At 58.6% G+C, this 11,872-nt stretch carries 10 protein-coding genes and 3 tRNA genes; 11 read left to right on the top strand and 2 right to left on the bottom strand.

Going from position 1 to position 11,872, the window contains the following annotated elements:
* The first annotated feature begins 90 nt into the window (after positions 1–90).
* The 4 genes from VM99_25705 (at position 91) to VM99_25690 (ending at position 2,583) form a co-directional block, all read left to right on the top strand.
* On the top strand, positions 91–342 hold the full coding sequence (locus VM99_25705) for a lipoprotein (GenBank protein ID AKK01291.1): 252 nt from the start codon (positions 91–93) through the stop codon (positions 340–342).
* 25 nt (positions 343–367) lie between these two features.
* Positions 368–1,126, top strand: coding sequence for a membrane protein (locus tag VM99_25700; GenBank protein AKK01290.1), 759 nt, complete (start codon positions 368–370; stop codon positions 1,124–1,126).
* Positions 1,127–1,605: 479 nt separating this feature from the next.
* Positions 1,606–2,283, top strand: a complete 678-nt coding sequence (locus VM99_25695) for a lipoprotein (protein ID AKK01289.1) — start codon at positions 1,606–1,608, stop codon at positions 2,281–2,283.
* A 99-nt stretch (positions 2,284–2,382) separates the two neighbouring features.
* Positions 2,383–2,583: a hypothetical protein gene (locus tag VM99_25690; GenBank protein ID AKK01288.1), complete on the top strand. Its 201-nt coding sequence runs from the start codon at positions 2,383–2,385 to the stop codon at positions 2,581–2,583.
* 82 nt (positions 2,584–2,665) lie between these two features.
* On the opposite strand, the gene pbpG is transcribed toward VM99_25690, so the two are convergent.
* Positions 2,666–3,604 (bottom strand): D-alanyl-D-alanine endopeptidase, encoded by a 939-nt coding sequence (pbpG, locus tag VM99_25685; protein ID AKK01287.1) that lies wholly within the window; start codon positions 3,602–3,604, stop codon positions 2,666–2,668.
* A 308-nt stretch (positions 3,605–3,912) separates the two neighbouring features.
* The gene (locus VM99_25680; protein ID AKK01286.1) at positions 3,913–4,767 is read right to left on the bottom strand and encodes a methenyltetrahydrofolate cyclohydrolase; all 855 of its coding nucleotides are present in this window, start codon (positions 4,765–4,767) and stop codon (positions 3,913–3,915) included.
* A gap of 281 nt (positions 4,768–5,048) precedes the next feature.
* Between VM99_25680 and VM99_25675 the strand changes: the two genes are divergently transcribed.
* The 7 genes from VM99_25675 to VM99_25645 all read left to right on the top strand — a co-directional run bounded on the left by VM99_25675 (position 5,049) and on the right by VM99_25645 (position 11,860).
* Positions 5,049–5,125 (top strand) — tRNA-Arg (locus tag VM99_25675).
* Positions 5,126–5,166: 41 nt separating this feature from the next.
* A tRNA-His gene (locus VM99_25670) sits at positions 5,167–5,242 on the top strand.
* 58 nt (positions 5,243–5,300) lie between these two features.
* A tRNA-Leu gene (locus tag VM99_25665) sits at positions 5,301–5,385 on the top strand.
* Positions 5,386–5,807: 422 nt separating this feature from the next.
* Positions 5,808–7,118: a trigger factor gene (locus tag VM99_25660; protein AKK01285.1), complete on the top strand. Its 1,311-nt coding sequence runs from the start codon at positions 5,808–5,810 to the stop codon at positions 7,116–7,118.
* A gap of 92 nt (positions 7,119–7,210) precedes the next feature.
* Positions 7,211–7,852, top strand: coding sequence for a Clp protease ClpP (locus VM99_25655; protein AKK01284.1), 642 nt, complete (start codon positions 7,211–7,213; stop codon positions 7,850–7,852).
* 107 nt (positions 7,853–7,959) lie between these two features.
* Complete coding sequence (locus VM99_25650) at positions 7,960–9,243, top strand: Clp protease ATP-binding protein (GenBank protein AKK01283.1); 1,284 nt, start codon at positions 7,960–7,962, stop codon at positions 9,241–9,243.
* A 220-nt stretch (positions 9,244–9,463) separates the two neighbouring features.
* Entirely contained in the window at positions 9,464–11,860 is a 2,397-nt protein-coding gene (locus VM99_25645; protein ID AKK01282.1) for a DNA-binding protein, read from the top strand.
* Positions 11,861–11,872 lie beyond the last annotated feature (12 nt).

The raw sequence follows: 11,872 nt of genomic DNA, 5'->3' as shown, positions 1-11,872 counted from the left end.
AATTTTCCTGAAGTGTTGTCGTCTCTAGAATGCCCTGCCATTGGAGGGCCACCTTTCGTGCGCTTGGTATTTCTAAAGAGGCATTCATTCATGAGCTATAAATCCTTGGGTCTTGCCGCGATGCTCGTTACAGCTTCCATGGCGCTGGCAGGTTGCGAGCAAGCCGAAAAAAGCGCCCAGCAACTGATGGGGCAGGCCGCAGAAACGGCCAAGCAGGCCATCGACGATACCCACAAGGCCGCCGAACAGGCCCTCAGCGAAGCCAGCGGAGGGTTGATCAACCCCGGCAAAAAGCCGGCGGACGACGCCGAAGAACCCGAAACCTCGACCAAGACCCTTTAACCCGCACATCAGCCAGGACTGACTCATGGATTATCTTTTACAGCTCGCCGCCAGCCCCACCGCGTGGATCGCCTTGGCAACATTGGTCGTGATGGAGATCGTGCTCGGCATCGATAACCTGATCTTCATTTCGATCCTGACCAACAAGCTGCCTGTGCAGCACCGTACCAAGGCACGGCGAATCGGTATCGGCATGGCGCTGATCCTGCGCCTGGGCCTGTTGAGCACCATCGCCTTCATTGTGCAATTGACCGAACCTGTCATTGAGATCCTGGGCCAGGCGTTCTCCTGGAAAGACATGATCCTGATCGCCGGTGGCCTGTTCCTGTTGTGGAAAGCCACCACCGAAATCCATCACAGCATGGACCCGGCGCCCCATGATCCCAAGACCGCGTCGTCCGGTGTGACCCTGGGTTTTGCTGCCGCGATCGGTCAGATCCTGATGCTGGACCTGGTGTTCTCCATCGACAGCATCATCACTGCCGTGGGCATGACCGAGCATCTGCCGATCATGATCATCGCCGTCGTGGTTTCGGTGCTGGTGATGCTGCTGGCGGCTGAACCGCTCGCCAAGTTCATCAATGACAACCCGACGGTGGTCATGTTGGCCCTGGGCTTCCTGATCATGATCGGCATGACGCTGATCGCCGAAGGTTTTGGTGCCCATGTGCCTAAAGGCTACATCTACGCCGCCATGGCTTTCTCGGCCGCCATCGAAGTGTTGAACATGATGTCCCGCCGCGCCAAGCAGAGGGCGCATAAGACCTTGACCGACAACGCCTGATTCCAGGCGCATGCAAACCGCCCGGACTCAGGTCCGGGCGGCTCGTTTCCACCTCTGCGTGGGCGTGATCGCGATGTATGGGAAAGAAACGTCAATGTGCCGCAGCGTGGCGCCGGGCGGGTCCTGCGGTTTTTTTCGGTTGGACGGACGGCGCGTGATGGTGGCGTCGAGCGATGCGAAGCACACCCCACAACATGGCGGTCGCCACACTCAGCCAGCCAAATATCAGCATCAGAATTGTCGTCGTCAGGCTCATCTGTGCCTCCTTTGATCCCGTTCCGGGACAACGCACTCAGTTCAATGGACAGTCTAGTCCATGCAGTGTTTCAGGCAGTCGATCGGTGGCGGCCAGAACGGACCGGTTCGTTCTATCCAGCCATGGGGACTGCTGTTTAAGGCTATACCCTGGCCCATGGGCGCTTTATGATCGACAGCCCCAGCCCGGCTCTAACGTCGGGTGCCTGAACAAGAGAGTCTTCATGTTGCCGCTCATTCCCTCTTTTCGATCACTGGTCCTGGCGACGGCTTGCCTGGCTACCCTCGCGGGTTGCGCGAGCGATGTGTCGCCCCGGATCCGGAGCCTGCCTGAGCGGGTGGAGCTCAACAGCGTGCCGTTTTACCGAGGCGAGATGTATCAGGGCGCGCCGCAATCCCTGGCGGCGCTGTTGACGTTCCAAGGCACGGTGATCACGCCTGGGTTGCTGGAAAAACCCTTGCATCTGCCGGGCGGCGAGGCTGATTTGCAGCAGAACATGCAAACCCTGGTGCGCCAGTACGGATTCGTGGTGTATCCACTGCGTGCCCAGTTGCCTGCGTTGCTGGAACAGGTCGCCGCCGGCTACCCGGTCCTGGTGCGCTATAACGCGGGTACACCGTTCTGGCCTGAGCTACGGTATGGGATCCTGGCCGGCTACAACCGTCAGAAGCAGACGGTCCTGTTGCGATCCGGCATGAATCGCCGTGAAACGATGAGCTTCGGCGCTTTCGAATCGGACTACCAGAACGCAGGCGCCTGGGCGGTGCTGGTGCAGCGGCCGACCCAGCTTCCGGCCAATGTCGACGCCCAGCGCTGGTTGAAGGCCGCGCAGGAGTTGGCCGGGGCAGGGCAGGAACAAGCCGCTGCACGGGCCACCCAGACGCTGAATGCCGCACATTGATGGCGGCCCCGTTCGTCACTTGCCGGGCACGACCCGGCACGCCTGAGGCTCTTACCGTCAGGGTCGGGACGTTCCCGGCCATGATTTGAGGAGGCAGCGATGGCACAGTCGAAAACACCTACGGGCCCACATTCGTCAGATCATTCGTCCGGTGATGACCTGGGTTTCGACCCGGATTCGCCAGACCTCGATGATCCTCAGGTCGATCCGGTCGGCCCGGCCAAGGCGCCGCTGGACAAGGAAAAGCAGGATAAGGCGCAATCCCGGGCCTACGATCCATTGGGCGATCTGAAACCCTGAACCGGCAGGTCGTGGCAAGGGTTGGCTTGCGCCGGGCTGTTTGAAGCCTCCCTCGCCACGGGTCCAGGCTGGCGTGGACAGATTACTTGGACGCTTCTACCACGCCGGTCTGGCGGCTCTTTAGGTTCTTGGCGGCCTTGTATTGAAGCGCCACCGCCGGCACGCTCGCACTTTTGCCGGTTTCCACCCAACTGCGAATCCGACTGGCGTCGGCGAAGTGCGTGTACTTGCCAAACGCATCGAGGATCACCAGCGCCATTGGCCGATTACCCATTTTCGTGACCAGCACCAGGCAATGGCCGGCTTCGTTGGTGAAGCCTGTCTTGGTCAGTTGAATATCCCAGTTGGCCTTGTGGACCAAATGGTCGGTGTTGCGAAAACCGAGGCTATAGACGGGCTTGCGGAAGGTAACGGTCTTTTCCTTGGTGGTGCTCAGTTCACTCAGCAGCGGGTACTTGCGCGCGGTGATCAGCAACTTGGTCAGGTCGCGCGCGGTGGAAACGTTGTGGATCGACAGGCCCGTGGGTTCCACGTAGTGGGTGCTGGTCATGCCCAGGGCCTTCGCCTTGGCGTTCATGGCGGCGATGAACGCGGCGTAGCCGCCCGGGTAATGGTGGGCGAGGCTGGCGGCGGCGCGGTTTTCCGATGACATCAGGGCGATCAGCAGGACGTCCCGGCGCGACAGTTCGCTGTTGAGCTTGACCCGGGAAAACACCCCTTTCATTTCCGGGGTGTTGGCGATGGTGATGGAAATGTATTCGTCGAGGTTCTGTTTGGCGTCCAGCACGATCAGGCCGGTCATCAACTTGGTCACCGATGCGATGGGGACCACCACGTCCGGGTTATTCGAATAGACCACCTTGTCCGTCTGCAGGTCCAGCAGCAGCGCGCTGCCCGAGGCAACTTGCAGCTTGGTGGTGTCCCGTGGGGCCGCGATCGTTTCCTGTGCGCTGGCAGTGTGCGTGATAAAGGTGCCTGTGAAAGCGAAGAGCAGGCTGAGGATCGAAAGACGGATTTTCACGCGAGTAGACTCGATGGAGTTGAAGGTGCCGTTGAGTAACGGCTTTAAAAAACCGTCGCATTTTAGGAGTATGGGCGACAGCAGCGCTACATGCCTGTATCGCCGAGGCTTGTGAATAAATAAAGTTTCATGGAGGGGGATTTTGGCGAAACGAATCTGAAAAATATGTAATTTGGCGGCAAAATCCGTCGCCAGAAACATCTGTGGGAGCGAGCTTGCTCGCGATAGCGATGGACCAGCCAACATCCAGTTGACTGACACACCGCTATCGCGAGCAAGCTCGCTCCCACAGGTTTTTTTAACGTGTATCAGCTGTGCAGGGTTTCTGCCGCGTACAACGTGTTTTCCAGCAGGCAGGCGCGGGTCATCGGGCCAACACCGCCGGGCACTGGCGTGATCCAGCCGGCGCGGGGCAGGGCGGTCTCGTAGACCACGTCGCCTACCAGTTTGCCGTCTTCCTGGCGGTTGATGCCCACGTCGATGACGATGGCCCCTTCCCTGATCCACTCACCCTTCACCAGGCCAGGCTTGCCGGCGGCGACCACTACCAGGTCGGCACGGCCGACGTGGCCGGCCAGGTCCTTGGTGAAGCGATGGGTCACGGTGACGGTGCAGCCGGCCAGCAGCAGTTCCATGGCCATCGGCCGGCCAACGATGTTGGAGGCGCCCACCACCACGGCGTCGAGGCCGTAGAGATCCACGCCGGTGCTTTCCAGCAACGTCATGATTCCCTTGGGGGTGCAGGGGCGCAGCAGTGGGATGCGTTGGGCCAGGCGGCCGACGTTATAAGGATGGAAGCCGTCGACGTCCTTGTCCGGACGGATGCGTTCCAGCAGCCGGGAGGCGTCGAGGTGCTCAGGCAGTGGCAACTGGAGCAGCACGCCGTCGATGTTCGGGTCTTCGTTCAAGCGGTCGATCAGATCGGCCAACGCTTGCTGAGTGGTTTCGGAAGGCAGGTCGTAGGCCTGGGAAAGGAAGCCGACCTCTTCACAGTCTTTACGCTTGTGCGAGACATAAACCTGAGAGGCAGGATCGCTGCCGACCAGGATCACCGCAAGGCCGGGCGTGCGCAGGCCTTGCTGGCGGCGCTCGGTGACTCGTTGGGCGATCTGCTGGCGCAGGCTGGCGGCGATCGATTTGCCGTCGATAAGTTGTGCAGTCATTGCGCGTGGTTAACCATCGAGAGGGGAAAAAAAGAGAACGCATTCTCGCATGCCGGGACGTGAGGGCAAAGGCGCTTGGTCTGCAAATTCCCCTAACCCCTTTAATTAAATGAATTTTTTTTAAAAAAGAGTTGACGACCTATCAGGCCGTCTATAACATTCGTCGCACTTGTCGGGCACAGCCTAGCACTGGTTAAGAAGGCGGCGCAGAGTTGGTTGTTTCAACTCGGTAAAGCTGAAAGCACTTAGTTTGTAATCGTCCAAGAATACAGATTAAAAAGGCGCCCGTAGCTCAGCTGGATAGAGCATCCGCCTTCTAAGCGGATGGTCGCAGGTTCGAGTCCTGCCGGGTGCGCCATTTAGGCAGCTTTGGCACAAGTAACGCAACAAGGCAATATGGTGGGCGTAGCTCAGTTGGTAGAGCACGGGATTGTGACTCCCGTTGTCGTGGGTTCGATCCCCATCGTCCACCCCATATTCTAGAAAGGCGCCAGATGCAATCATCTGGCGCCTTTGCTTTAAAAGCTTGATACGCGGATGTGGTGGAATTGGTAGACACACTGGATTTAGGTTCCAGCGCCGCAAGGTGTGAGAGTTCGAGTCTCTCCGTCCGCACCATACAAGTCGCTATTTAATAGCAGAAAACGGCGCAGTACCTGAAAAGGGCTGCGCCGTTTTTGTTTTCGGGGCTTCTGTGCCTGTCCGCTGGCGCCGTTTTCGGGTGGTGTGCAGGGGGAGGTTGGTCACGATTGTGTTTCGTGATGATGCGCAGGATGCCCGTTGGTCTCCTCGTGGGGCCGGGTGTCGCGTGTGTCGAGCCTGCGCTTCTATATAAAGGAAGCGTTGGTGCAGAGCCTTTGGCTGATCAGCTGTATTTGTAATTCGTGCGAGGCATCACCGTTTGCCCCGCTCCTAAATTCGGCGCCTGTTTCCTACCCGTTTTCAGTAGGGTGACTTCTTGAGTTTGACCTACTAGAATGCATGCCCTTGATTCTGGGGTCGGAAACGCCCGGCCAACGTCTGTGCAACGAGGAATATCCATGCAAGTTTCTGTTGAAAATACTTCTGCTCTTGAGCGCCGCATGAGCATCACCGTGCCGGCTGAGCGCATCGAGACTCAGGTCAACAAGCGTCTGCAGCAGACTGCCCAAAAGGCCAAAATCCCAGGTTTCCGCCCAGGCAAAGTGCCGATGAGCGTGATCCGTCAGCGTTACGAAGCTGATGCACGCCAGGAAGCGGTGGGCGACGTGATCCAGTCTTCTTTCTACGAAGCGGTGGTCGAGCAGAAGCTGAATCCGGCCGGCGCGCCGTCCGTCGAGCCTAAAGTGCTGGAAAAGGGCAAGGACCTGGAGTTCGTTGCAACGTTCGAAGTGTTCCCGGAGTTCACCGTTGCCGGTTTCGACTCCATTGCCGTCGAGCGTCTGAGCGCCGATGTGTCGGATGCCGACCTGGACAAGATGCTGGACATCCTGCGCAAGCAGAACACCCGTTTCGAAGTGGCCGATCGTGCTGCCCAGAACGAAGACCAGCTGAACATCGATTTCGTTGGCAAGGTCGACGGTGAAGTCTTCGCCGGCGGCTCCGCCAAGGCCACCCAGCTGGTGCTGGGCTCCGGTCGCATGATCCCAGGCTTCGAAGATGGCCTGGTCGGTGCGAAGGCGGGTGAAGAGCGCGTGCTGAACGTGACCTTCCCAGAGGACTACCAGAACCTGGACCTGGCCGGCAAGGCCGCCGAGTTCACCGTGACCGTCAACAGCGTTTCCGAGCCGAAGCTGCCTGAGCTGAATGAAGAGTTCTTCGCCCAGTTCGGTATCAAGGAAACCGGCCTTGACGGTTTCCGCGCCGAAGTTCGCAAGAACATGGAGCGTGAGCTGCGCCAGGCCATCAAGTCCAAGGTCAAGAACCAGGTCATGGACGGTCTGCTGGCCTCCAACCCGATCGAAGTGCCAAAGGCTCTGCTGGACAACGAAGTGAACCGTCTGCGCGTGCAGGCCGTCCAGCAGTTCGGCGGCAACATCAAGCCGGACCAACTGCCGGCCGAGCTGTTCGAAGAGCAGGCCAAGCGCCGCGTCGTGCTGGGCCTGATCGTTGCCGAAGTGGTCAAGCAGTTCGAACTCAAGCCTGACGAAACCCGCGTTCGCGAGCTGATCCAGGAAATGGCCTCGGCTTATCAGGAGCCTGAGCAAGTCGTGTCCTGGTACTACAAGAACGAGCAGCAACTGAACGAAGTCCGTTCGGTTGTGCTGGAAGAACAAGTTGTGGATACTGTTCTGCAGAAAGCTAGCGTGACCGATAAAGCGGTCTCTTACGAAGAAGCGGTCAAGCCGGTGGAAGCTCCACAAGCCGATTGATTGTTTTGCGGTAGGAAATACACACCATAAGCCAGCCTTCGTGCTGGCTTATGCGTATTCAAGACATAACTATTTGGGAGTGACTGCGAGACATGTCCCGCAATTCTTTTTATCAGCAGAGCTCTGACATCCAAGCCGCAGGCGGCCTGGTCCCGATGGTTATCGAGCAGTCCGCCCGTGGCGAACGTGCCTATGACATCTACTCGCGCCTGCTCAAGGAACGCGTCATTTTCCTGATCGGCCCCGTTGAAGACTACATGGCCAACCTGGTCGCGGCGCAACTGCTGTTCCTTGAAGCGGAAAACCCGGACAAGGATATCCATCTCTACATCAACTCGCCTGGCGGGTCGGTGACGGCGGGTATGTCGATCTACGACACCATGCAGTTCATCAAGCCGGACGTTTCCACCATCTGCATCGGCCAGGCCTGCAGCATGGGCGCGTTCCTGCTCGCCGGTGGCGCAGCGGGCAAGCGTCACTGCCTGCCGAACTCGCGCATGATGATTCACCAGCCATTGGGCGGTTTCCAGGGCCAGGCGTCGGACATCGACATCCATGCCAAGGAAATCCTCCACATCCGTTCGCGCCTGAATTCGCTGCTGGCCCATCACACCGGCCAAAGCCTCGAAACCATTGAGCGTGACACCGAGCGTGACAACTTCATGAGCGCCGAGCGTGCCGCCGAGTACGGCCTGATCGACTCGGTGATCAACAAGCGTCAAATGCCTGCCTAAGCCGCTCAAAATGCAGGTGGTTGGGATGACCGGCCGCCTGCGGGCTTGAAAAAGCCCGCAATTGCCTTCATCTTGTGTTGCAAGCCTATCGGATTTGGATCGATCGAATGACTGACACCCGCAACGGCGAGGACAACGGCAAACTGCTTTATTGCTCCTTCTGTGGCAAAAGCCAGCATGAAGTACGCAAATTGATTGCCGGCCCCTCGGTCTTCATTTGCGACGAGTGCGTCGACCTGTGCAATGACATCATCCGCGAGGAGGTGCAGGAAGCCCAGGCCGAAAGCAGCGCGCATAAATTGCCTTCGCCTAAAGAAATCAGCGGCATCCTTGATCAGTATGTGATTGGTCAGGAGCGTGCCAAAAAGGTACTGGCCGTAGCGGTGTACAACCACTACAAGCGCCTGAACCAGCGTGACAAGAAGAATGACGAGGTCGAACTCGGCAAGAGCAACATCCTGCTGATCGGCCCGACAGGCTCGGGTAAGACCCTGCTTGCCGAAACCCTGGCCCGCTTGCTGAACGTTCCGTTCACCATTGCTGACGCAACCACGCTGACCGAAGCGGGTTATGTTGGCGAGGATGTCGAGAACATCATTCAGAAGTTGCTGCAAAAGTGTGACTACGATGTGGAAAAGGCCCAGATGGGCATCGTCTACATCGATGAAATCGACAAGATTTCCCGCAAGTCCGACAACCCGTCCATCACCCGGGATGTTTCCGGCGAGGGCGTGCAACAGGCCTTGCTCAAGTTGATCGAAGGCACGGTCGCTTCCGTACCGCCCCAAGGTGGTCGCAAGCATCCGCAGCAGGAATTCCTGCAGGTCGACACCCGTAACATCCTGTTCATCTGCGGCGGCGCGTTCTCTGGGCTGGAAAAGGTCATCCAGAACCGCTCCACCCGCGGCGGCATCGGTTTCAACGCCGAAGTGCGCAGCAAGGAAGAGGGCAAGAAAGTCGGTGAATCCCTGCGTGAAGTCGAGCCTGACGATTTGGTCAAATTCGGCCTGATCCCGGAATTCGTCGGTCGTCTGCCGGTCCTGGCGACACTGGACGAGTTGGATGAAGCGGCGTTGATGCAGATTCTGACCGAGCCGAAGAATGCCCTGACCAAGCAATACGCCAAGCTGTTCGAAATGGAAGGTGTAGACCTGGAGTTCCGTTCCGACGCGCTGAAATCGGTCGCCCGACGTGCCCTGGAACGCAAGACCGGTGCCCGTGGGTTGCGTTCGATCCTCGAGGGTGTCTTGCTCGACACGATGTATGAAATCCCCTCGCAGTCTGAGGTGAGTAAAGTCGTGATCGATGAAAGCGTCATAGAAGGCAAGTCCAAGCCACTGTATATCTACGAAAACAGTGAGCCGGCTGCCAAGGCCGCGCCGGACGCCTAAGCGTCCCGCTGCCGGAACAAAGAAGGGGCCTTCGGGCCCCTTTGCTTTTATGTGGCGAGGGGATTTATCCCCTCGCCACATAGGGTTGTGCATGACTTTTATTTCTTTTAACCGTCAGGCATCAGCCTTAGCGCTTGTTTTTTTTCAAGGCTGCCCCCATCTTGGTTTCAAGCTTACTTCCATCTGTTTCCGGCCCTAGGGCCGCCGTAGAGGCGAAATCATGAAGACAACCATCGAATTGCCTCTCCTGCCATTGCGCGATGTCGTGGTGTATCCGCACATGGTTATCCCGCTGTTCGTGGGGCGCGAGAAGTCTATCGAAGCCCTCGAGGCTGCGATGACGGGCGACAAGCAGATTCTCCTGCTGGCTCAGAGAAACCCTGCCGACGACGATCCCGGCGAAGACGCACTCTATCGCGTAGGTACGATCGCCACGGTTCTGCAATTGCTCAAGCTGCCTGATGGCACCGTCAAGGTCCTGGTCGAGGGCGAGCAGCGCGGTACGGTCGAGCGCTTCAGCGAAGTGGACGGGCACTGCCGTGCCGAAGTGTCGCTGATCGAAGAGGTCGATGCGCCCGAGCGTGAATCGGAGGTGTTTGTCCGCAGCCTGCTGTCCCAGTTCGAACAGTATGTGCAATTGGGCAAGAAGGTGCCTGCCGAGGTCCTGTCTTCGCTGAACAGCATCGACGAACCTGGACGCCTGGTCGACACGATGGCGGCCCACATGGCTCTCAAGATCGAGCAGAAGCAGGAAATCCTCGAAATCATCGACCTGTCGGCCCGTGTCGAACACGTGCTGGCATTGCTCGACGGCGAAATCGACCTGTTGCAGGTCGAGAAACGCATCCGCGGGCGCGTCAAGAAGCAAATGGAGCGCAGCCAGCGCGAGTACTACCTGAATGAGCAGATGAAGGCCATTCAGAAGGAGCTGGGCGATGGCGACGAAGGCCACAACGAAATCGAAGAGCTGAAAAAGCGCATCGATGCCGCGGGGCTGCCAAAAGATGCCCTGGCCAAGGCCCAGGCCGAGCTGAACAAGCTCAAGCAGATGTCGCCGATGTCTGCCGAAGCCACCGTGGTGCGTTCCTACATCGACTGGCTGGTCCAGGTGCCGTGGAAGGCCCAGAGCAAGGTGCGGCTGGACCTGGCGCGTGCCGAGGACATCCTCGACGCCGACCATTACGGCCTCGAAGAGGTCAAGGAACGTATCCTCGAATACCTCGCCGTGCAAAAACGCGTGAAAAAGATTCGTGGCCCGGTGCTGTGCCTGGTCGGTCCTCCCGGGGTGGGTAAGACGTCCCTGGCGGAATCGATTGCCCACGCCACCAACCGTAAATTCGTCCGCATGGCCCTCGGCGGCGTGCGCGATGAAGCGGAAATCCGCGGTCATCGCCGTACTTACATCGGTTCGATGCCAGGAAGATTGATTCAAAAGATGACGAAGGTGGGTGTACGCAACCCGCTGTTCCTTTTGGATGAAATCGACAAGATGGGCAGCGACATGCGCGGCGATCCGGCCTCTGCGTTGCTCGAAGTGCTCGATCCGGAGCAGAACCATAACTTCAACGATCACTACCTGGAGGTCGACTACGACCTGTCGGACGTGATGTTCCTCTGCACCTCCAACTCCATGAATATCCCGCCAGCCTTGCTGGACCGGATGGAGGTGATTCGTCTGCCGGGCTACACCGAGGACGAGAAGATCAACATCGCCGTGAAGTACCTTTCGCCCAAGCAGATCCAGGCCAACGGCCTGAAGAAAGGCGAGCTGGAGTTCGACGAAGAGGCGATCCGCGACATCATTCGCTACTACACCCGCGAAGCCGGTGTGCGGGGCCTGGAGCGCCAGATTGCCAAGGTCTGCCGCAAGGCGGTCAAGGAGCATGCGCTGGAAAAACGCTTCGCGGTCAAGGTCACTTCCGACCTGCTGGAGCACTTCCTGGGTGTGCGCAAATTCAAGTACGGCCTGGCCGAGCAGCAGGACCAGATCGGCCAGGTGACCGGCCTGGCCTGGACTCAGGTCGGTGGCGAATTGCTGACCATCGAGGCAGCCGTGGTACCGGGCAAGGGTCAGCTGATCAAGACCGGTTCCTTGGGCGACGTGATGGTCGAGTCGATCACCGCGGCGCTGACGGTGGTGCGCAGCCGTGCCCGCAGCCTGGGCATTCCCCTGGATTTCCACGAGAAGCGCGACACCCATATCCACATGCCTGAAGGGGCGACCCCCAAGGACGGCCCGAGCGCCGGCGTGGGCATGTGCACGGCGCTGGTGTCGGCCTTGACCGGGATTCCGGTGCGCGCCGACGTGGCCATGACGGGTGAAATCACGTTGCGTGGCCAGGTACTGGCGATCGGTGGCTTGAAAGAAAAACTGCTGGCGGCACACCGTGGCGGGATCAAGATTGTGATCATTCCGGAAGAGAATGTCCGTGATCTGAAGGAAATTCCTGACAACATTAAGCAAGATCTTCAGATCAAACCGGTTAAATGGATTGACGAGGTCCTGCAAATTGCGCTGCAATACGCGCCGGAGCCCTTGCCGGATGTGGCTCCGGAGATAGTCGCGAAGGACGAAAAGCGCGAGTCTGACTCTAAGGAAAGAATTAGCACGCATTAATACGCATTTGCC

It is taken from the genome of Pseudomonas chlororaphis, from assembly GCA_001023535.1.
Classification (GTDB): Bacteria; Pseudomonadota; Gammaproteobacteria; order Pseudomonadales; family Pseudomonadaceae; genus Aquipseudomonas; species Aquipseudomonas chlororaphis_E.
This window is presented reverse-complemented; position numbering and strand designations above follow the sequence as displayed.

Bases quoted from the DNA above. Each gene is read 5' to 3' on its own strand.
- VM99_25660 (AKK01285.1), top strand. From the start codon at position 5,808: ATGCAAGTTTCTGTTGAAAATACTTCTGCTCTTGAGCGCCGCATGAGC.
- VM99_25705 (AKK01291.1), top strand. From the start codon at position 91: ATGAGCTATAAATCCTTGGGTCTTGCCGCGATGCTCGTTACAGCTTCC.
- VM99_25655 (AKK01284.1), top strand. From the start codon at position 7,211: ATGTCCCGCAATTCTTTTTATCAGCAGAGCTCTGACATCCAAGCCGCA.
- VM99_25680 (AKK01286.1), bottom strand. From the start codon at position 4,767: ATGACTGCACAACTTATCGACGGCAAATCGATCGCCGCCAGCCTGCGC.
- VM99_25690 (AKK01288.1), top strand. From the start codon at position 2,383: ATGGCACAGTCGAAAACACCTACGGGCCCACATTCGTCAGATCATTCG.
- VM99_25700 (AKK01290.1), top strand. From the start codon at position 368: ATGGATTATCTTTTACAGCTCGCCGCCAGCCCCACCGCGTGGATCGCC.
- VM99_25645 (AKK01282.1), top strand. From the start codon at position 9,464: ATGAAGACAACCATCGAATTGCCTCTCCTGCCATTGCGCGATGTCGTG.
- VM99_25695 (AKK01289.1), top strand. From the start codon at position 1,606: ATGTTGCCGCTCATTCCCTCTTTTCGATCACTGGTCCTGGCGACGGCT.
- VM99_25650 (AKK01283.1), top strand. From the start codon at position 7,960: ATGACTGACACCCGCAACGGCGAGGACAACGGCAAACTGCTTTATTGC.